The organism is Streptomyces sp. NPDC007971 (assembly GCF_042958635.1).
Lineage (GTDB): Bacteria > Actinomycetota > Actinomycetes > Streptomycetales > Streptomycetaceae > Streptomyces.
The window spans coordinates 1-20,969 of the sequence record NZ_JBIBJK010000014.1; the positions used below are offsets into that span (position 1 = coordinate 1).

Consider the following 20,969-nt stretch of genomic DNA (forward strand, 5'->3'; position numbering starts at 1 on the left):
GGTTACATTCCGAACCCGGAAGCTAAGCCTCACAGCGCCGATGGTACTGCAGGGGGGACCCTGTGGGAGAGTAGGACGCCGCCGAACAAATTTTGAAAAGGTCGGATCCTGAACTTCGGTTCAGGGTCCGGCCTTTTTACGTTTTGCTTAACGTGTCGTTCACGTTGCGCCCTCAGCATCCAGCACATGGGTACTGCTGCAATGCTCAGGGCCGCCGGCGTCGGAGTCGGTGACGAGGTCGTCGTACCGGCCTTCGGGAACGTCGAGGTGGCCGAGGCCGTGGCTCTGGCGGGTGCGCTCCCGGTGTTCGCCGACATAGACCCGGTCACCTACTGCCTGGACCCCGCCTCCGTGGAAGCGGCCATAACGTCCCGTACCGCGGCGGTCGTTGTCGTCCACCGCTTCGGACGGAGTGCCGACATCAGGCGGTTGCACGCGGCCGGACAGCGGCACGGGGTGCTCGTGGTCGAGCAGGGCGAGTCCGAGGCACCGTACGACGAGATGGCGCAGCGCAGGGAGCGGGCCGCCTATCTCGACGCCAAGCTCAAGGGCGTCCAGACGCCCGACGGCGGTGACGGACACACCTACCAGCAGTACGTCGTGCGGGTGCCGGGCAACGGCAGACCGGACCGCGATGCGTTCGCACGGGCCCTGCGGGCCAAGGGAGTCGAGTGCCGGGTTCCGGTGAAGACGCCCGTGCACCGGCTGCCCGAGTTCCGGCGCTGCGTGGCGCTGCCGGAGACCGAGCGGGCCGCGGACGAGACCCTCGCGCTGCCCGTGGAAGCCTCGTTGACGGAGCGTGAGATGCAGCGGGTCGTCTCCGCCTGCAACGCCCTTGGCGGCCTGCTGCAGCCCGCCTTCTGAGCGGTCACCGAACGAATTTGGGAACTCGGCCCTGTTCAGGGTACTCTTTTCTTGTCGCCGGGAGGGAAACCTCGAAAGCGACAGGCCCCTATAGCTCAGTCGGTAGAGCGTCTCCATGGTAAGGAGAAGGTCAACGGTTCGATTCCGTTTGGGGGCTCCAGAAAAAAGGCCTCGCCCTTCCGGGCGGGGCCTTTTTGCATGTCCAGGTGGAGCGATGTTCCCGTGTTCACATGCCCGGGAGGGCCCGGAGCCTCAGTCCTTCTGAAGCCCCGGGACCCGCATCGCCAGAATCGCCATGTCGTCGGACGGGGCGTCGGACGCGAAGCGTTCCACCGCGCGCATGATGCGTGCCGCCACCGCCCCCGCCGTGAGACCCGTGCAGGTGGTGAGGACGTCGGCGAGGCCGTCGTCGCCCAGCATGCGGGTTCCCTCGCGGCGCTCGGTGACGCCGTCCGTGACGCACAGGAGGACGTCACCCGGGTCGAGGACGACCGTCTCCTCGTACAGCTCCAGGTCCTCGATGACACCCAGCAGCGGCTGGGGTTCGGCCGAAGCGACCACCGTTCCGTCCTGGCGCAGGCGCAGGGGGAGCGGGTGGCCGGCGCAGACCACCTTCAGTTCGGCACTGCCGTCCGTCTGCGGGCGCAACTCGCCGTACAGCAGCGTCAGGAAGCGGCTGCGGTCGCCCTCGTCGAGGATCGCGGAGTTCAGGCGTTCCAGGACCGCCGGGCCGGAGAGTCCCTCTCGGGCCAGCAGGCGCAGGGCGTGCCGGGCCAGGCCGGTGACCGCCGCCGCGTTGGGGCCTGTACCGCAGACGTCTCCGATGGCGAAGCCGTAGGCGCCTTCGCCGATGGGGAAGACGTCGTAGAAGTCGCCGCCGACCTCGTTGCCCTCGCCGGCCGCCCGGTAGATGACCTCGACCTCGACGCCGTCGATGTGGGGCGTGCCGGGCGGCAGCAGGCTGCGCTGGAGGGCCTGACTGATGGCCGTGCGCTCCGAGTACAGACGGGCGTTGTCCAGGGCGAGGGCGGCCCTGCGGCTGAGGTCCTCGGCCAGTTCGAGGATCTCCTGGCGGAAGTGCTCGTCGGTGGGCTTGCCGAGGGTCAGCATGCCGATGACGCGGTTGCGCGCGACGAGGGGCAGGACCACCGTCTCGCCGCCGACCGCGGAGGCGGTCGCGAGGGTCGGGCCGATGCCCGCGGTGATCTGCTGCACGGGGCCGCCGGTCAGCCCGAGGCTGCGCATCGAGGTGCGCAGGGCCGCCTGGTGGGCGACCTCGCCGGGGGCCGTCCAGACACGGGCGCCGGGCGTCGGTACCGGGTCGGGCGGGGGCATCTTCGACAGCAGCGACTTGATGCCGTCGATGAGTTCCTCGTCCTCGTGCAGCACGTACGACAGGTACGGCTCGGAGGCCTGGTCGGCGATCGTGTAGACCGCGCACCAGGTCGCCAGGGTCGGAACGGTCATCTGGGCCATCAGGGCCAGGGTCTGGTCGCGGTCCAGAGTGCCGGCCAGCAGGTCGGAGGCCTCCACGAGGAAGCTCAGGGAGCCGCGGCGCAGCCGCTCCAGCTCGCCCAGGCGGGCCGATTCGACGGCCAGGGCGATGCGGTCGGCGGCGAACTGCAGGCGCAGCGCCTCCTCGTTGGAGTACCGGCCCGGGGCCTCGGCCCCGACGCCCAGGGAGCCCGTGAGGCGGCCCTCGACCTTGAGCGGGACCGTGACCACGGAGCGCATGCCGGTGCCGGTCAGGAGCGGTACGGCGCCGGGCACGGCGGTGAGGTCGTCGTGGACGGCGGGCATGCGCGCGGAGCCGTAGCGCCCGGGACCCGCCTCGACGGGGACGCGGGCGAACCGCTGGCGGGCGGAGGGCAGGCCGGTGGAGGCGCGGACCTCCAGCTCCGTCTCGTCGTCCGTCGCAAGGAGCAGGAAGGCCGCGTCGCCGTCGAGCATGTCGCGGGCCCGCTCCACCGTGCGCTGCAGCAGCCCGTCGAGATCGTCCGGGGCCGGGGAGCCGATGAACACCTCGAAGGGGTCGGTGTTCTGGCCGTCGGAGGCCGGCGACGGGTCGTTGGAGGGGACGCGCGTGGGTGTCTGCAGGACGGCGCGTTCGTGGTCGCGGACCAGGAGGCAGACGGTGGAGGGTTCGCCGCCGGTGTCGCGGACTCTGAGGTGGGAGGCGTACACCGGCGCCACCCGGCCGTCGGCGCCGCGGACGCCGTAGCTGCCCTCCCAGCGCGAGAGCTGCAGGGCCTCGGCGATGCCCGTGCCGGTGCCCGGGGTGTGCGGCCAGGCGGCGAGGTCGGTCAGGGGCTTGCCGATGACGTCGTTCGACGCGTAGCCGAAGAGTTCCTCCGCGTCCTCGTTCCAGGCGCTGATGGATCCTTTTCGGTCGATCTGGAGGACCGCGACGCGGACCCGGCCGTCGGCCAGCGGGAGCAGGTCCGCGGGGAGGGCGGGGCCGGCGGCGCGGGTGCCGACCGGACGTTCGGGCAGGGCGAGGTGGAACCAGACGTTCTTGTGCGTGGGCGTGTAGTCCACGCCCCAGCGGGCAGCCAGGGCCGCGCACAGCTGGAGGCCGCGGCCGCCCTCGCGGTCGGGGCTGCCCATCGACGCGGGGGAGCTCTGGAGGGGCACCTCGCGCTCCGGGTAGCGGTCCGCGACCTCGACGCGCACGCCGTCCTCGGTGCGCAGGCACAGGACGTCCGCGTGCGTGCCCGCGTGGACGACCGCGTTGGTCACCAGTTCGCTGGTGAGGACCACCGCATCGTCGATGATGTCGGCGAAACCCCAGCCCTGGAGGGTGTCGCGGACGAAGGAGCGGGCGGTCGCGACGGACCGCCCGACGGGCTCGAAACTGGCGGCCGCGCGCGCGGTGATCACAGAACTCCTCGGCCGGTTGTCGACGTGCAGGGCTGGTTGGCCGGCCGGCTCGCGCCGCTGCTGCGGCATCCGCTCGCCCGTCGGCCGTGGCTCCGGGGGGTGTTCCCCGGGGATCAGTCCGGTGGTCATGGTCTGCGGCCGCCCCTCCGATGCCCGCTCGTTCTCGTGCCACCGCCCAGGCCGGTCGGAGCCGGTGCGGCTGGACAGCCGGATGCAAGGTTACTTACCTTCGCCGTCCGAGCGGATGCCGGTCGCCGGTGTTTACGCCCCCAGGGTGTGCGGACGATGTGCGAAGCTGCCGAACTGTTATGGCCTGGTTCGGCCGGGGTGAAACACTGGGCAAGCTTCTGATGAAGGTCGGACCAGACTGCGTGTATTCCGTGCACGGCGGGCAGCAGCCTCTGGTGTGGCCGGATCTCGTCTGGCAGAAATACCAAGCAGTAATGGGTACGCGGAAGTGGCCGGCGGGCCGGGGGACCGGAACGCCGGGGCGATGCGGCCGAGCACGGCAGTAATGGTCTACCCCTTCGGGAGGGACACAGTGGAGTCTGGCGCAGCGACGCGGGGGACGAAGGCGCGCGCGAAGGGCGGACCGTCCCTGGGCAGGCGCGGAGGGACCACCGCCGTGGACACGGCTGCCCTGGACCGGCTGCTGACGGCCCTCGTGGCCATGCGGGACGGCAACTTCCGCAAGCGGCTCACGGTCTCCGGGGACGGCGTGATGTCCGAGATCGCGGCCGTCTTCAACGAGGTGGCCGACCGGAACATGCACCTGACGGGTGAGCTGTCGCGGGTGCGGCGCATGGTGGGGCGTGAGGGAAAACTCACGGAACGGCTGGAGACGGGCGCCTGTGAGGGCTCCTGGGCGACCGCCATCGACCACTCCAACGCGCTGGTCGACGATCTGGTCTGGCCCGTGTCCGAGGTCAGCCGGGTGCTGACGGCGGTCGCCGAGGGCGACCTCTCGCCCCGCATGGATCTGCGTACACAGGCGCCCGACGGCACCGGGCATCCGCTGCGGGGCGAGTTCCTGAAGGTCGGCCGGACCGTCAACAATCTGGTCGACCAGCTGTCGACGTTCACCGACGAGGTCACGCGGGTGGCCAGCGAGGTCGGTACCGAGGGCAAGCTCGGCGGGCAGGCCCGGGTGCGGGGCATGTCGGGTTCGTGGAAGGACCTGACGGAGTCCGTCAACACGATGGCGAACCGGCTGACCGCGCAGGTGCGCGACATCGCGCTGGTGACGACGGCGGTGGCCCGCGGTGATCTGTCCCGCAAGGTCACCGTTCACGTCGCCGGCGAGATGCTGGAGCTGAAGAACACCGTCAACACGATGGTGGAGCAGCTGTCCTCCTTCTCCTCCGAGGTGACCCGGGTCGCCCGTGAGGTGGGCACCGAGGGCATCCTGGGCGGCCAGGCCCAGGTGCCCGGGGTGGCCGGCGTGTGGAAGGAGCTGACCGACTCCGTCAACACCATGGCGGGCAACCTGACCGCACAGGTGCGCGGGATCTCCCAGGTGACGACGGCGGTCGCCAACGGTGATCTCTCGCAGAAGGTGACCGTGCCGGCGCGTGGCGAGGTGGCGCAGCTCGCCGAGACGATCAACCAGATGACCGAGACGCTGCGGATCTTCGCGGACGAGGTCACGCGCGTGGCCAACGAGGTCGGCGCGGAGGGGCGGCTCGGCGGCCAGGCGAACGTGCCGGGCGCGGCGGGCACCTGGAAGGACCTGACGGACTCCGTCAACACGGTGTTCCGGAACCTGACCACGCAGGTGCGGGACATCGCCGCGGTGACCACCGCCGTGGCCAGCGGTGATCTGTCGCAGAAGGTCACCGTGGACGTGGCCGGCGAGATGCTGGAGCTGAAGAACACCGTCAACGGGATGGTGGACCAGCTGTCGGCGTTCGGTGCCGAGGTCACCCGGGTCGCGCGGGAGATCGGCGTCGAGGGTGAGCTGGGCGGCCAGGCGCAGGTGCCGGGTGCGGCGGGCACCTGGAAGGACCTGACGGACTCCGTCAACACCGCCTTCCGCAACCTGACCGGTCAGGTGCGCAACATCGCCCAGGTGACGACGGCGGTGGCCAACGGTGACCTCTCGCAGAAGGTCACCGTCGACGTGTCCGGCGAGATGCTCCAGCTGAAGAACACCGTGAACACGATGGTGGACCAGCTGTCGAGCTTCGCCGACCAGGTCACGCGGATGGCCCGGGACGTGGGCACGGAGGGCCGGCTGGGCGGTCAGGCCCGCGTGGACGGTGTGTCGGGTACGTGGAAGGAGCTGACGGACTCCGTCAACTTCATGGCCGGCAACCTGACGTCGCAGGTGCGGCAGATCGCCCAGGTGACGACGGCCGTGGCGCGCGGTGACCTGTCGCAGAAGATCGACGTCGACGCGCGCGGGGAGATCCTGGAGCTGAAGAACACCATCAACACGATGGTGGACCAGCTCTCCGCCTTCGCCGACCAGGTGACCCGGGTCGCCCGGGACGTGGGCACGGAGGGGCGCCTGGGAGGTCAGGCACAGGTGCCGGGCGTCGCCGGTGTGTGGCGGGATCTGACCGACTCGGTGAACGGCATGGCCGGCAACCTCACCGCACAGGTGCGCAACATCGCCCAGGTGGCCACCGCCGTGGCCCGCGGTGATCTCTCCCAGAAGATCACCGTGGATGCCCGCGGGGAGATCCTGGAGCTGAAGAACACCCTGAACACGATGGTCGACCAGCTGTCGTCCTTCGCCCAGGAGGTCACGCGGGTGGCCCGTGAGGTGGGCACGGAGGGCATGCTCGGCGGCCAGGCCGAGGTCCAGGGCGTCTCCGGCACCTGGAAGGACCTCACGCAGTCCGTGAACTTCATGGCGAACAACCTGACCATCCAGGTCCGCAACATCGCCGAGGTCACGACCGCGGTCGCCAAGGGCGACCTGTCCAAGAAGATCACCGTGGACGCGAAGGGCGAGATCCTCGAGCTCGTCACGACGGTCAACACCATGGTCGACCAGCTGTCCAGCTTCGCCGAGCAGGTGACCCGGGTGGCCCGTGAGGTGGGCACCGAGGGCATTCTGGGCGGCCAGGCGAACGTGCCGGGTGTCACGGGCATCTGGAAGGACCTGAGCAACAACGTCAACCTGATGGCCAACAACCTGACCATGCAGGTGCGGAACATCTCCCAGGTGGCGGCGGCGGTCGCCAACGGTGACCTGACCCGGCAGGTGACCATCGAGGCGAGCGGCGAGGTCGCGCAGCTCGCCGACACCATCAACACCATGGTGAAGACGCTGAGTTCGTTCGCCGACCAGGTCACCAAGGTGGCCCGCGAGGTGGGCACGGACGGCATTCTGGGCGGCCAGGCGCACGTACCCGGTGTGGCCGGCACCTGGAAGGACCTCACCGAGTCGGTGAACCAGATGGCGTCGAACCTGACCGGTCAGGTGCGCAACATCGCCATGGTCACCACGGCCATCGCCAAGGGTGACCTGACGAAGAAGATCGACATCGACGCGCGCGGCGAGATCCTCGAACTGAAGACGACGATCAACACGATGGTCGACCAGCTGTCCAGCTTCGCCGAGGAGGTCACCCGGGTGGCCCGTGAGGTGGGCACCGAGGGGCAGCTCGGCGGCCAGGCACGCGTGCGGGACGTGGACGGCACCTGGCGGGACCTGACCGAGTCGGTGAACGAGATGGCCGGGAACCTGACCCGGCAGGTGCGTGCCATCGCGCGCGTGGCGACCGCGGTGACCCGCGGTGACCTGAACCTGAAGATCGACGTCGACGCGTCCGGCGAGATCCAGGAGCTGCAGGACTACATCAACAAGATGATCGCCAACCTGCGCGACACCACGATCGCCAACGAGGAGCAGGACTGGCTCAAGGGCAACCTCGCCCGGATCTCGGCGCTGATGCAGGGACGCAGGGACCTGGAGGACGTCGCCTCGCTGATCATGAGCGAGCTGACGCCGGTGGTCTCCGCGCAGCACGGCGCGTTCTTCGTGGCGATGCCCCTCATGGAGGGGCAGGAGCTCAGCGGCGACGCCGAGGACCAGTACGAGCTGCGCATGGCCGGCTCCTACGGCTACTCGATGGGCTCCATGCCGACGTCGTTCCTGCCGGGTGAGGCGCTGATCGGCACGGCCGCCGAGGAGAAGCGCACGATCCTGGTGGAGAACGCGCCCAGTGGCTATCTGAAGATCTCCTCCGGGCTCGGTGAGGCGCCGCCCGCGCAGGTGGTCGTGCTGCCGGTGCTCTTCGAGGGCAAGGTGCTCGGTGTGATCGAGCTGGCGTCCTTCACGCCGTTCACGCAGATCCAGAAGGACTTCCTCAACCAGATCGCCGAGATGATCGCGACCAGCGTCAACACCATCTCGGTCAACACCAAGACCGAGCAGCTGCTGAAGCAGTCGCAGGAGCTCACCGAGCAACTGCGGGAGCGTTCGGCCGAGCTGGAGAACCGGCAGAAGGCGCTGCAGGCCTCCAACGCCGAACTGGAGGAGAAGGCCGAGCTGCTGGCCCGGCAGAACCGCGACATCGAGGTGAAGAACACCGAGATCGAGGAGGCGCGGCAGGTCCTGGAGGAGCGCGCCGAGCAGCTCGCGGTGTCCATGCGCTACAAGAGCGAGTTCCTCGCCAACATGTCGCACGAGCTGCGTACGCCGCTCAACTCGCTGCTGATCCTGGCCAAGCTGCTCGCCGACAACGCCGAGGGCAACCTCTCGCCCAAGCAGGTCGAGTTCGCCGAGACCATCCACGGCGCCGGTTCCGACCTGCTCCAGCTGATCAACGACATCCTCGATCTGTCGAAGGTCGAGGCGGGCAAGATGGACGTCTCCCCGACGCGTATCGCGCTCGTCCAGCTCGTGGACTACGTGGAGGCGACCTTCCGGCCGCTGACCGCGGAGAAGGGCCTGGACCTGTCCGTGCGGGTCTCCCCGGAGCTGCCGGCGACCCTGCACACCGACGAGCAGCGGCTTCTGCAGGTGCTGCGGAACCTGTTGTCCAACGCGGTGAAGTTCACCGACTCCGGGTCCGTGGAGCTGGTGATCCGGCCCGCGGGCGCGGGTGTTCCGCCGACCATCCGCGAGCAGCTGCTGGAGGCGGGCTCGCTGACCGATCCGCATGCCGACCTGATCGCGTTCTCGGTGACCGACACCGGGATCGGCATCGCGGCCAGCAAGATGCGGGTGATCTTCGAGGCGTTCAAGCAGGCGGACGGCACGACCAGCCGCAAGTACGGCGGCACCGGCCTGGGGCTGTCGATCTCCAGGGAGATCGCGCAGCTGCTCGGCGGTGAGATCCACGCACAGAGCGAGCCGGGCCGCGGCTCGACGTTCACGCTGTACCTGCCGCTGCACCCGAGCGAACTCCCGCCGCAGGGCTACCAGCAGTCCGTGCCCGCGCTGGAGGCCGTCGAGCTGGTCGCCTCCGAGGCCCGGCGGTCCTCGGAGCTGTCCGCGGTGGAGATCGAGATGCCGGCCGAGGTGAAGTCGTACCAGGAGACCCAGAACGGGCCGGCCGCGCTCTTCCGGCGGCGCCGTCGCAGCCTGCCGTCGGCCGAGCAGCGGCCCGAAGCGTGGACGACGGTGGCCGAGCAGGACAGCAGTCCCCAGCAGTCCCGTGCGGTGCGGTTCGGTGGCGAGAAGGTGCTCATCGTCGACGACGACATCCGTAATGTGTTCGCGCTCACCAGCGTCCTGGAACAGCACGGGCTGTCGGTGCTGTACGCCGAGAACGGACGCGAGGGCATCGAGGTGCTGGAGCAGCACGACGACGTGGCCGTCGTGCTGATGGACATCATGATGCCCGAGATGGACGGCTATGCGACGACCACGGCGATCCGTCGGATGCCGCAGTTCGCCGGGCTGCCGATCATCGCCCTGACCGCGAAGGCGATGAAGGGGGACCGGGAGAAGGCGATCGAGTCGGGCGCCTCCGACTATGTGACGAAGCCGGTCGACCCCGATCACCTGCTGGCGGTCATGCGGCAGTGGATGCGCGAGGAGTGACGGGACGACAGGCGGCGATGTGAACGCCGCGGGAACCCTGGGTGTGTACGCGGAGTTCCCGTACCGGCAAGCGCGAGGACGTGTGGGAATCCCGGATTCCGGGAACCTTCAGGTCTCCTGCGGCGTTTCTCTTATGTGCACAGTGACATCGCGGTGACAGGGTGTGGCGACGGGCGGGGTGCGGCTACGATGACCGGCACAAGGACGGGCGGCGAAAGGGAGTCGTCCTCTGGGGCGGCGCCCGGCGTATCGCCGGGGCGAGGAGGGCGGGCCATGGTGCAGAAGGCCAAGATCCTCCTGGTCGATGATCGGCCGGAGAATCTGCTGGCGCTGGAGGCCATCCTCTCTGCGCTCGATCAGACGCTGGTGCGGGCATCGTCCGGGGAGGAAGCGCTCAAGGCACTGCTCACGGACGATTTCGCGGTCATTCTGCTGGATGTCCAGATGCCGGGCATGGACGGATTCGAGACCGCCGCGCACATCAAGCGGCGCGAGCGGACCCGGGACATCCCGATCATCTTCCTCACCGCGATCAATCACGGCCCCCACCACACCTTCCGGGGGTACGCGGCGGGCGCGGTCGACTACATCTCGAAGCCGTTCGACCCCTGGGTGCTGCGCGCCAAGGTCTCGGTGTTCGTCGAGCTGTACATGAAGAACTGCCAGCTGCGCGAGCAGGCGGCGCTGCTGCGGCTCCAGTTGGAGGGCGGCGGCAAGGGCGCGGTCGGCGGCAAGGAGTCCGCCGGGCTGCTCGCCGAGCTGTCCGCGCGTCTCGCGGCCGTGGAGGAGCAGGCGGAGGCGCTGTCCAAGCAGTTGGACGACGAGTCCGCGGACGCGGCGGCGGTGGCCACGGCCGCCCATCTCGAGCGCAAGCTCACCGGGTTGCGCCGCGCGCTGGACGCTCTGGAGCCCGGGGCGGCCGGCGGCAGCGCATCGGTGCCGACACAGAACTGAGGTCCGTGGGGAGCGCAGTTGCCCATGAGGGTGCGTCAGTTCCCGGCCCTGCTGCGGGCGACACGAAAGGGTGAAGCAGTGGGCACACGTGTCCGCTGTCGTCTCCCCCGGTAATCTCACCTCCATGGCCTCACGTCCCTCCGCCGCCAAGAAGCAGCCCGCGAAGAAGGCGGCCGCTCCCGCGAAGGCTGCGGCGGGGAAGGCGGCCGCGAAGAAGAAGCCGGCCAAGAAAGCGCCCGCCAAGAAGGCCCCGGCGAAGAAGGCCGCGCCGCCGCCCAAGCCGGCGCCCAGCCCCACCGGGGGTGTGTACCGGCTGGTGCGTGCGCTCTGGCTGGGGCTCGCGCACGCCGTCGGCGCCGTCTTCCGGGGCATAGGGCGGGGCGCCAAGAACCTCGACCCGGCCCACCGCAAGGACGGCGTCGCGCTGCTGCTGTTCGCCATCGCGCTGATCGTCGCCGCCAATACCTGGGCCGACCTGCGCGGCCCCGTCGGCGATCTGGTGGAGATCCTGGTCACCGGCGCCTTCGGCCGGCTCGACCTGCTGGTGCCGATCCTGCTCGCGGTGATCGCCGTACGGTTCATCCGGCATCCGGAGAAGCCGGACGCCAACGGCCGGATCGTGATCGGCCTGTCCGCACTCGTCATCGGCGTCCTCGGCCAGGTCCACATCGCCTGCGGCTCGCCCGCCCGCAGCAACGGGATGCAGGGCATAAGGGATGCCGGCGGTCTCATCGGCTGGGCGGCGGCGACCCCGCTGACGCGCGCCATGACCGAGGCGCTCGCCGTTCCGATGCTGGTGCTGCTGACGCTCTTCGGGCTGCTCGTGGTGACCGCCACGCCCGTCAACGCCATCCCGCAGCGGCTGCGCGCTCTCGGCGTGCGCCTGGGTGTGGTGCACGAGCCCGAGGAGGAGGAGCACACCGAGGACGACGAGCGCTACGACGAGCAGTGGCGCGAGGCGCTGCCCGCGCGCCCCCGCAAGCGCCGGAGCGCTCCCCAGGCGTACGACCCCGAGGACGCCGAGGCGGAGGCCCTCTCGCAGCGCCGCAGCCGTCCCAGGCGCTCCGCGGTGCCGCAGCCGGATCTGCAGCGGCAGATGGATGCCGTGGACGTCGCGGCGGCCGCGGCGGCGGCGCTCGACGGTGCCGTCCTGCACGGCATGCCGCCGTCCCCGCTCGTCGCCGATCTCACCCAGGGCGTGAGTGTGGGCGACCGCGAGGAGACCACACCCGTACCGACACCTTCGCCGGAGCCCACACCCGCGCCCGCGTCGGCGCCGGTTCCGGCACCGGCGGGCCGCCCCAGGCAGGAGAAGCTCAAGGCCGAGAGTGTCCCGGACCTGACGAAGGCCGCCCCGGAGGCGTCCGGCGGCCTGCCGGTGCGCGCGGAGCAGCTCCAGCTGTCCGGGGACATCACCTACGCGCTGCCGTCGCTGGACCTGCTCACGCGCGGCGGCCCCGGCAAGGCGCGCAGCGCGGCCAACGACGCGGTCGTCGAGTCCCTGCGCACCGTCTTCGGCGAGTTCAAGGTGGACGCCGACGTCACGGGCTTCACCCGCGGACCGACCGTCACCCGCTACGAGGTCACGCTCGGACCCGCCGTGAAGGTCGAGCGGATCACCGCGCTGACCAAGAACATCGCGTACGCCGTCGCCAGCCCCGACGTGCGGATCATCAGCCCCATCCCGGGCAAGTCCGCGGTCGGCATCGAGATCCCGAACACCGACCGGGAGATGGTCAACCTCGGCGATGTGCTGCGCCTCGCGGACGCGGCCGAGGACGACCACCCCATGCTGGTGGCGCTGGGCAAGGACGTCGAGGGCGGCTACGTCATGGCCAACCTCGCGAAGATGCCGCACGTCCTCGTCGCGGGGGCCACCGGCTCCGGCAAGTCGTCGTGCATCAACTGCCTGATCACCTCGGTCATGGTCCGTGCGACGCCCGAGGACGTCCGCATGGTCCTGGTCGACCCCAAGCGGGTCGAGCTGACCGCCTACGAGGGCATCCCGCACCTGATCACGCCGATCATCACCAACCCCAAGCGGGCCGCCGAGGCGCTCCAGTGGGTCGTCCGCGAGATGGACCTGCGCTACGACGACCTGGCGGCCTTCGGCTTCCGGCACATCGACGACTTCAACGCGGCCATCCGCGAGGGGAAGGTGAAGCTGCCTCCGGGCAGCGAGCGGGAACTGCAGCCGTATCCGTACCTGCTGGTGATCGTGGACGAGCTGGCCGACCTGATGATGGTCGCCCCGCGGGACGTCGAGGACGCGATCGTGCGCATCACCCAGCTCGCGCGCGCGGCCGGCATCCACCTGGTGCTGGCCACCCAGCGTCCCTCGGTCGACGTGGTGACCGGCCTGATCAAGGCCAACGTGCCCTCCCGGCTGGCCTTCGCGACCTCCTCGCTCGCCGATTCCCGGGTCATCCTCGACCAGCCCGGCGCCGAGAAGCTGATCGGCAAGGGCGACGGGCTCTTCCTGCCGATGGGGGCAAGCAAGCCGACCCGTCTGCAGGGCGCGTTCGTGACCGAGGACGAGGTCGAGGCGATCGTCCAGCACTGCAAGGACCAGATGGCGCCGGTCTTCCGGGACGACGTCACCGTGGGCACCAAGCAGAAGAAGGAGATCGACGAGGACATCGGCGACGACCTCGACCTGCTGTGCCAGGCCGCCGAGCTGGTGGTCTCCACCCAGTTCGGGTCGACGTCCATGCTCCAGCGCAAGCTGCGCGTCGGTTTCGCCAAGGCCGGGCGGCTCATGGACCTCATGGAGTCCCGGAACATCGTCGGGCCCAGCGAGGGCTCGAAGGCACGTGACGTTCTCGTGAAGCCCGACGAGCTGGACGGCGTGCTCGCGCTGATCCGTGGGGAGACGGAAGGGTAGGGCGGAGCGTGTGCGCTGATCCGCGGGGAGTCCGGAGGGCCGGGGGCGGCGTGTGTGGGCTGCTGCGCGGGGAGTGCGCAGGGCAGGGCGGAGTGCTTGCACCGATCGCCGCGAAGTGCGTACGGCCGGGTGGCGGGCCGCCCGGCGTGTCGCGTTTACGCCGGGTGGCGGCACGACCGTGATCCACCCGTTAGAGAGCTGCGGGCAACCGTTTCCCTTTGCCGTACGTCAAGTTGAGCGAAAGGACAGCTACGGATCCCATCCTGGGGTACATGTCTGTCCCACCATCGGATTGTCCGGTCATTCCGATGGCGTACAAAGTCCCACCTCCCGGTCGCCCCACCCTTTGGCACCCCCCTAGACTGAACCTCCAGCACAGGTGGCTCAAACGCTCGAAAGGCGCCCCCGTGTCCATCGGCAACTCCCCTGAAGACGAGCGTCCGTTCCCAGACGAGTCCGAGGAATTCCGTCCCTCCGTGGGCCGAGCCCTGCAGAAGGCGCGGATCGCGGCCGGGCTCACCGTCGACGACGTCAGCAGCGCCACTCGTGTCCGTATCGCCATCGTGCACGCCATGGAGGCGGACGACTTCGCCCCCTGCGGCGGTGCCGTCTACGCCCGCGGACACATTCGCACGCTGGCCAGGGCCGTCCACCTCGACCCCGAACCTCTGATCGCCCAGTACGACGCCGAGCACGGCGGGCGCCCCGCGCCGACCCCGGCCGCGCCGCTGTTCGAGGCGGAACGTATCCGACCCGAGCGCCGCGGGCCGAACTGGACGGCGGCCATGGTCGCCGCGATCGTCGCCGTCATCGGCTTCGTCGGGTTCACCGCCTTCAAGGGCGGCGACAGCGGGAACGACGCCAAGTCGCAGGTCGCCGAGGGGACAACCGCAACTCCCACGAAGTCCGCCTCGCCCACCCCCACCAAGGACAAGCCCGCAGACCCCACGTCCGAGGCCTCCGACAGCGCCATCGCGGCCGCACCCCAGGACAAGGTGACCGTCCAGGTCAGCGCGGCGAACGGACGCAGCTGGATCTCGGCCAAGGATCACAACGGCCGGATGCTCTTCGACGGGCTGCTGAAGAAGGGCGAGTCCAAGACCTTCCAGGACAGCTCCAAGATCAATCTGATCCTCGGTGACGCCGGCGCGATCCAGCTGTACGTCAACGGCAAGAAGATCGAGGACAACTTCCAGAAGGGCTCGGTGGAGCGCCTCACGTACACGAAGGGCGACCCCGAGGCCGGATGAGCCGCCCCCAGGGGGAGCCGCGTCGAAGGGGTTGGCCAAGATCGGCCAACCCCTTCGACGTGGGGTGTCGGACAGACAAAGTAGTCTTGAGCCCATGCCTGAACGCCGTACCGTCGCACTGGTCACTCTCGGCTGCGCCCGTAACGAGGTGGACTCGGAGGAGCTCGCAGGCCGTTTGGAGGCGGACGGCTGGCAGCTCGTCGAGGACGCCGCGGACGCCGATGTCGCCGTGGTCAACACCTGTGGCTTCGTGGAGGCCGCCAAGAAGGACTCCGTCGACGCCCTGCTGGAAGCCAACGACCTCAAGGACCATGGCAGAACCCAGGCCGTCGTGGCGGTGGGCTGCATGGCCGAGCGGTACGGCAAGGAGCTGGCCGAGGCGCTGCCCGAGGCCGACGGTGTGCTCGGCTTCGACGACTACTCCGACATCTCCGACCGCCTGCAGACCATCCTGTCCGGCGGCATCCACGCCTCCCACACCCCGCGCGACCGCCGCAAGCTTCTGCCGATCAGCCCCGCCGAGCGCCAGGAGTCCGCCGCCTCCGTCGCGCTGCCCGGCCACGGGCCGGCCGACCTCCCGGAGGGAGTCGCGCCCGCCTCCGGCCCGCGCTCGCCCCTGCGCCGCCGGCTGGACGGTGCCCCGGTGGCCTCGGTCAAGCTCGCCTCCGGCTGCGACCGGCGCTGCTCCTTCTGCGCCATCCCGTCCTTCCGCGGCTCCTTCATCTCCCGCCGCCCCAGCGACGTGCTGAACGAGACGCGGTGGCTGGCCGAGCAGGGCGTGAAGGAGATCATGCTGGTCTCCGAGAACAACACCTCCTACGGCAAGGACCTGGGCGACATCCGCCTGCTGGAGTCCCTCCTGCCGGAGCTGGCCGAGGTCGACGGCCTGGAGCGGGTGCGCGTGAGCTACCTGCAGCCGGCCGAGATGCGTCCGGGCCTGATCGACGTGCTGACCTCCACCCCGAAGATCGCCCCGTACTTCGACCTGTCCTTCCAGCACTCGGCGCCCGACGTGCTGCGTGCGATGCGCCGCTTCGGCGACACCGACCGCTTCCTGGAGCTGCTGGACACCATCCGCAGCAAGGCGCCCCAGGCCGGTGTGCGCTCCAACTTCATCGTCGGCTTCCCCGGCGAGAGCGAGTCGGACCTGGCCGAACTGGAGCGCTTCCTGAACGGCGCCCGCCTGGACGCCATCGGTGTCTTCGGCTACTCCGACGAGGAGGGCACCGAAGCGGCGACGTACGACAACAAGCTCGACGAGGACGTCGTCGCCGAGCGCCTCGCCCGTGTCTCCCGGCTCGCCGAGGAGCTCGTCTCTCAGCGGGCCGAGGAGCGCCTCGGGGAGACCGTGCGTGTCCTCGTGGAATCCGTCGACGAGGCGGAGGGCATCCACGGCCGTGCGGAGCACCAGGCGCCTGAGACGGACGGCCAGGTGCTGCTCACGAGCGGCGAGGGCCTGAGGGTCGGACGTATGGTCGAGGCGAAGGTGGTCGGTACGGAAGGTGTCGACCTGGTGGCCGAGCCGCTGGCGGGCTCGTCCGGGTGTAGTGAGGAGGCGGGCAGATGACCGGAGTCCCGGCATCCGCCGCGGGCGGCTCCTCCGGCGCGCAGGGCGCCCGTGGTTCCGCCGCCGCTGCTGACGGCGCTGCGTCCGAGGTCTCCGGTTCTGCATCTGGTCCCGCTGCCGGTTCCGCCGGCTCTCAGGAGAGCCTGCAGGAAGGTGCGAGGCCCGCGCGCGGCGGGAAGCTGGCGGCGGCCGCCGTCAACCAGGCAAGCGTGTGGAACGTCGCCAATCTGCTGACGATGCTGCGCCTGCTGCTCGTGCCCGCCTTCGTCGCCCTGATGCTGGAGAACGGCGGTTACGACCCGGCCTGGCGTTCGCTCGCCTGGGCGGCGTTCGCCGTCGCCATGATCACCGACCTGTTCGACGGGCATCTGGCGCGCACCTACAACCTGGTCACCGATTTCGGGAAGATCGCCGACCCCATCGCCGACAAGGCGATCATGGGGGCGGCGCTCATTTGCCTTTCCGCCCTGGGCGATCTGCCCTGGTGGGTGACGGCCGTGATCCTCGGCCGGGAGCTCGGCGTCACACTGCTGCGTTTTCTGGTCATTCGCTACGGCGTGATCCCCGCCAGCCGGGGCGGCAAGCTCAAGACGCTCACCCAGGGCGTGGCCGTCGGGATGTACGTCCTGGCACTGACGGGGTGGCTGGCCACTCTGAGGTGGTGGGTGATGGCCGCGGCGGTCGTTCTCACCGTCGTCACCGGACTCGACTACGTGAGACAGGCCATTGTGCTGCGCCGGCGGGGAATCGCCGAGCGCGCTGCCGCGTTGGAGGAGAAGCAAGCGTGAGTTCCCCAGCCACCGAACTGGTGCGACTACTGACCGTGAGGGGCGAGAGCCTCGCCGTCGCGGAGTCGCTCACCGGTGGTCTGGTCGCGGCCGAGATCACGGCCGTCCCGGGGGCCTCCAAGGTCTTCCGGGGTTCGGTCACCGCCTACGCCACCGAGCTGAAGCACCGGCTGCTCGGGGTCGACGCCACCCTGCTGGCTCAGCGTGGAGCCGTGGATCCGCAGGTCGCGGCCGAGATGGCGGCCGGGGTACGCAAGGCGCTGGGAGCCGACTGGGGCCTCGCGACGACCGGGGTCGCAGGGCCCGAGCCGCAGGACGGCCGGCCCGTCGGGACGGTCTTCGTCGCCGTCGACGGCCCCCTCACGGGCCCCTCCGGTTCTGCCGGTGGCGGAAAAGTGGAGGCCCTGCGGTTGAACGGCGAGCGTGCGGAAATCCGTATGGAGAGTGTACGGAGCGTACTCGCCCTGCTGCTGAGGGAGCTTGCGGGCGAACAGACCGGGAATGAGCGGGCACAGGATACGGAACGGAACGGGGGGTTTTGATGTTTACAGCCCTGAGTGAACACGACATCGCTCCCCGCACGGCCGCGGCGCAAGGCGGTACGGTGGGGCGAGAAGGATGCGGCTACGCGGTCCGAGGAGGGAGCCACCGATGATTCTGCTCCGTCGCCTGCTGGGTGACGTGCTGCGTCGGCAGCGCCAACGCCAGGGCCGTACTCTGCGCGAAGTCTCCTCGTCCGCCCGAGTCTCACTCGGCTATCTCTCCGAGGTGGAGCGGGGGCAGAAGGAGGCTTCCTCCGAACTGCTCGCCGCCATCTGCGACGCGCTGGACGTACGGATGTCGGAACTCATGCGAGAAGTGAGCGACGAGCTGGCGCTCGCCGAGCTGGCGCAGTCCGCCAGGGCCACCGACCCCGTGCCTGCACCGGTCCGTCCGGTGCTGGGTTCTGTGTCGGTGACCGGTGTGCCGCCGGAACGGGTGACCATCAAGGCGCCCGCCGGGGCGGTGGACGTGGTCGCCGCGTGACGTTCGCGTGTGCGGCTTAGCGGCCCTATACGTGTGAAGCCCCGGCCGGGCTTCGCCAGGGAGACCTGGGGAACCCGGCCGGGGCTTTCGTATGGCCGCCCGTGAGATCCACGTCTCCTTTGCGCCCATTTGCCGGTATGGGGTGGTGCGGTCATCGTGGGAGGGACGTGATGGCGCCGACCCACCGGAGGAATCGGATGTACGTCGTGAAGAGCCCGTTGCCCGACGACGATCTGAAGATCGTGTCCGAGGCGCTGCAGGGTGCCCTCCTGGACCTGGTGGACCTCTCCCTGGTGGCCAAGCAGATCCACTGGAACGTCGTCGGACCGCGCTTCAGGTCCATCCACCTCCAGCTCGACGAGGTCGTCGCCTCCGCGCGCACCCACTCCGACACGGTCGCCGAGCGGGCGTCGGCACTGGGAGTCCCGCCCGACGGACGCGCGGCCACGGTGGCCTCGGGCAGCGGAATCGGGAACACCCCGGCGGGCTGGATCAAGGACACGGACGCGGTCCGGACGATGGTGGATGCACTCGGCGCCGTGATCGGCGGGATGCGGGAGCGGGTGAACGCGACGGGGGAGGCGGACCCCGTCTCGCAGGACATCTTCATCGGGATCACGGCGGACCTGGAAAAGCATCACTGGATGTTCCAGGCGGAGAACGCGTAGGGAGGCGGCCGGGGTCGGGTGCCCGGTGCTGGTCCAGGTGTCCGGGACGGGTGTCACCTCCGGTGACGGCCCCCCCGGGCCCTCGCAGTCGGCCTCCGGCCTCGTCCTTGAACGCCGGACGGGCTGTTCGCGGGGTCCTGCGTTGCATCCGTGAGCCCTCGGTGCGCCTTTCGTGCGGGTCACACGGCGTTCTAGCGTCCGGCTGGAGGTGACGGCCATGGTGAGGCGGGTGGTGCGCTGGGGGTCCGCGCTCGGTTTCGGGGCGGTGTGGTGGTGGGCCGTGCTGCGGCTGGCGTTCGCGGACGGCGCGGGCGTACTGGAAGGCGCCGTCGCGGTTGGTGGGTGGGGCCTGAGTCTGCTGCCGGTGCACTGCGTGCCCAAGGGGCGTGCGGAGGGGGCCGTGGAGGCGGGCAGGTGGTCGGCCGCCTGGCAGGGCGGCGACGCTACCAGGGCATCGCCACGCCCCCGTTCGGGCGCAGGATCTGACCCGTCGTGAACGCCGAGGCGTCCGACGCCAGATGGAGCACCGTGTGCGCGACGTCGTCCGGCTCGCCGACCCGGCCCAGCGGTGACATCCGGGCCATCCGGGACTCGGTGTGCTCCTGTGCCTCCCGGTCGTGGCGATCGGTCATGGGGGTGCGGACCCAGCCCGGTGCGACCGCGTTGACCCGGATGCCGTGCCGGCCGACCTCGGATGCCAGCGTCTTCGTCAGCTGGACCACGGCTGCCTTCGCCGCGCCGTAGCAGAGCAGGCCCGGGGCACCGGTGTCGACCGCACCGGATGCCATGGTCACGATGCTGCCGCGGGTGCCGCGGGCGAGCATCAGCCGGGCCGCCTCCTGGCAGGCGTACAGCACGCCCTTGAAGTTGACGTCCAACACCCGGTCGAGGTCCTCGTCCCTGGTCTCCAGGACCGGACTGCTGTGCATGATCCCGGCGATCGCCGCCAGCACGTCCAGGCGTTCGCAGGAGCGCACGGCCCGAGCCAGTGCGCTCCGGTCGGTGACATCGAGGACGTGGGTACGGGCGGTGCCGCCGCGCTTCTCGATCAGTTCGGCGGTGCCGTGCAGTCCGTCGGTGTCCCGGTCGGCACAGTGCACCGTCGCGCCCGCCTCGGCCAGCAGGACGGCCGAGGCCCTGCCGATGCCGCCGGCGGCTCCGGTGACGAATGCGGTGCGTCCGGTGAGGTCGTACGCCGTGAGGGGCATACAGGGACGGTACGAGCGGATCTGACGGTCCGTCAATTGGTTGGGCGGGGGTAGCGGTTGCGCCACTGCTGCGCTGCTCCCGGAGCCGGCGCCGGGCCCGTCTGGCAGGCCGGGCACCAGTAGGTGGGGCGCTCCTGGGATCCGTCGCCCTGGTCGGCCACCCGGACCGAGGTGCGGCAGCGCAGGCACGGCCGGGGCGCGCGGCCGTACACGAAGAGGTCCTGGCGGTGCACGCCCGTGGTCTGGCGCACCGGCCGGTCGCGGTTGGTCTCCAGCAGCCTCTTGGCCAGGGCGGGCAGCCGGGCGGCACGGTCCGCGGGCAGGGCCCCGACCGGCAGCCAGGGGGTCACGCCGAGCAGGAAACACAGCTCGCTCTTGTAGATGTTGCCGATGCCGGCCAGATTGCGCTGGTCGAGCAGGGCCTCGCCGAGCGGGCGGGCGGGGTCCGCGAGGAGGTTCTCCAGGGCACGATCGGGGTCCCAGTCCGGTCCGAGCAGGTCGGGGCCGAGGTGACCGACGACGCGCTCCTCCTCGCCGGTGCGTACGAACTCCAGCACCTGGAGGCGGTAGCCGACGGCGGTGCGGTCCGCGGTGCCGAGGATCGCACGGATCTGGTGCGCCGGGCCGCCCCGCCAGCGCTCCTGCGTGCCGTACACCTTCCAGGCGCCCTCCATGCGCAGGTGCGTGTGGAGGGTCAGGCCGCCCTCGAAACGGGTGAGCAGGTGTTTTCCGCGCGGGGTGGTGTTCAGGACCGTACGGCCGGTGAGGTCCACCGTCGCGTACTTCGGCACCCGGAAGTCGCTGCGGGTCAGCACCTTTCCCGCGAGGGCCTCGTGCAGCCGCCGCGCGGCCTGCCAGACCGTGTCACCTTCGGGCATG

13 protein-coding genes, 1 tRNA gene and 1 rRNA gene are annotated in these 20,969 nt (G+C 70.1%); 12 read left to right on the top strand and 3 right to left on the bottom strand.

Going from position 1 to position 20,969, the window contains the following annotated elements; genetic code table 11:
* From rrf to ACFZCP_RS27870, 3 genes are all read left to right on the top strand, one after another.
* Nucleotides 1-87: ribosomal RNA gene (gene rrf, locus ACFZCP_RS27860) — 5S ribosomal RNA — on the top strand; the annotation flags it as partial.
* A gap of 114 nt (nt 88-201) precedes the next feature.
* Nucleotides 202-864: a DegT/DnrJ/EryC1/StrS family aminotransferase gene (locus tag ACFZCP_RS27865; protein ID WP_391432145.1), complete on the top strand. Its 663-nt coding sequence runs from the start codon at nt 202-204 to the stop codon at nt 862-864.
* Nucleotides 865-948: 84 nt separating this feature from the next.
* Nucleotides 949-1,024 (top strand) — tRNA-Thr (locus tag ACFZCP_RS27870).
* 92 nt (nt 1,025-1,116) lie between these two features.
* Here the strand turns inward: ACFZCP_RS27870 and ACFZCP_RS27875 are convergent.
* Nucleotides 1,117-3,873: a SpoIIE family protein phosphatase gene (locus tag ACFZCP_RS27875; RefSeq protein ID WP_391431636.1), complete on the bottom strand. Its 2,757-nt coding sequence runs from the start codon at nt 3,871-3,873 to the stop codon at nt 1,117-1,119.
* Between the two features lie 412 nt (nt 3,874-4,285).
* Between ACFZCP_RS27875 and ACFZCP_RS27880 the strand changes: the two genes are divergently transcribed.
* The 9 genes from ACFZCP_RS27880 to ACFZCP_RS27920 all read left to right on the top strand — a co-directional run bounded on the left by ACFZCP_RS27880 (nt 4,286) and on the right by ACFZCP_RS27920 (nt 18,882).
* On the top strand, nt 4,286-9,745 hold the full coding sequence (locus tag ACFZCP_RS27880) for a HAMP domain-containing protein (RefSeq protein WP_391431639.1): 5,460 nt from the start codon (nt 4,286-4,288) through the stop codon (nt 9,743-9,745).
* Nucleotides 9,746-10,018: 273 nt separating this feature from the next.
* A complete protein-coding gene (locus ACFZCP_RS27885; RefSeq protein WP_391431642.1) occupies nt 10,019-10,699 on the top strand; it encodes a response regulator in 681 nt (226 codons plus the stop codon).
* A gap of 124 nt (nt 10,700-10,823) precedes the next feature.
* Complete coding sequence (locus ACFZCP_RS27890) at nt 10,824-13,583, top strand: DNA translocase FtsK (protein ID WP_391431647.1); 2,760 nt, start codon at nt 10,824-10,826, stop codon at nt 13,581-13,583.
* Between the two features lie 407 nt (nt 13,584-13,990).
* Complete coding sequence (locus tag ACFZCP_RS27895; RefSeq protein ID WP_391431650.1) at nt 13,991-14,833, top strand: RodZ domain-containing protein; 843 nt, start codon at nt 13,991-13,993, stop codon at nt 14,831-14,833.
* A 94-nt stretch (nt 14,834-14,927) separates the two neighbouring features.
* Complete coding sequence (gene rimO, locus ACFZCP_RS27900) at nt 14,928-16,400, top strand: 30S ribosomal protein S12 methylthiotransferase RimO (protein ID WP_391431653.1); 1,473 nt, start codon at nt 14,928-14,930, stop codon at nt 16,398-16,400.
* Nucleotides 16,397-17,188, top strand: a complete 792-nt coding sequence (gene pgsA, locus ACFZCP_RS27905; protein WP_391431657.1) for a CDP-diacylglycerol--glycerol-3-phosphate 3-phosphatidyltransferase — start codon at nt 16,397-16,399, stop codon at nt 17,186-17,188. Before rimO ends, pgsA begins: the two co-directional genes overlap by 4 nt.
* Complete coding sequence (locus ACFZCP_RS27910) at nt 17,185-17,730, top strand: nicotinamide-nucleotide amidohydrolase family protein (protein WP_391431660.1); 546 nt, start codon at nt 17,185-17,187, stop codon at nt 17,728-17,730. Before pgsA ends, ACFZCP_RS27910 begins: the two co-directional genes overlap by 4 nt.
* 109 nt (nt 17,731-17,839) lie before the next feature.
* Entirely contained in the window at nt 17,840-18,214 is a 375-nt protein-coding gene (locus ACFZCP_RS27915) for a helix-turn-helix domain-containing protein (RefSeq protein ID WP_067301664.1), read from the top strand.
* Nucleotides 18,215-18,411: 197 nt separating this feature from the next.
* Nucleotides 18,412-18,882 carry a DNA starvation/stationary phase protection protein gene (locus tag ACFZCP_RS27920; protein WP_362687782.1) on the top strand — a complete coding sequence of 157 codons (471 nt, stop codon included), beginning with the start codon at nt 18,412-18,414 and terminating at the stop codon, nt 18,880-18,882.
* Nucleotides 18,883-19,325: 443 nt separating this feature from the next.
* Here the strand turns inward: ACFZCP_RS27920 and ACFZCP_RS27925 are convergent, their stop codons facing one another.
* Together ACFZCP_RS27925 and ACFZCP_RS27930 are read right to left on the bottom strand one after the other, a co-directional pair.
* Nucleotides 19,326-20,090 carry an SDR family NAD(P)-dependent oxidoreductase gene (locus ACFZCP_RS27925; RefSeq protein WP_362687776.1) on the bottom strand — a complete coding sequence of 255 codons (765 nt, stop codon included), beginning with the start codon at nt 20,088-20,090 and terminating at the stop codon, nt 19,326-19,328.
* 32 nt (nt 20,091-20,122) lie between these two features.
* Nucleotides 20,123-20,968 (bottom strand): DNA-formamidopyrimidine glycosylase family protein, encoded by an 846-nt coding sequence (locus ACFZCP_RS27930; protein WP_362687773.1) that lies wholly within the window; start codon nt 20,966-20,968, stop codon nt 20,123-20,125.
* Nucleotide 20,969: the final 1 nt, after the last annotated feature.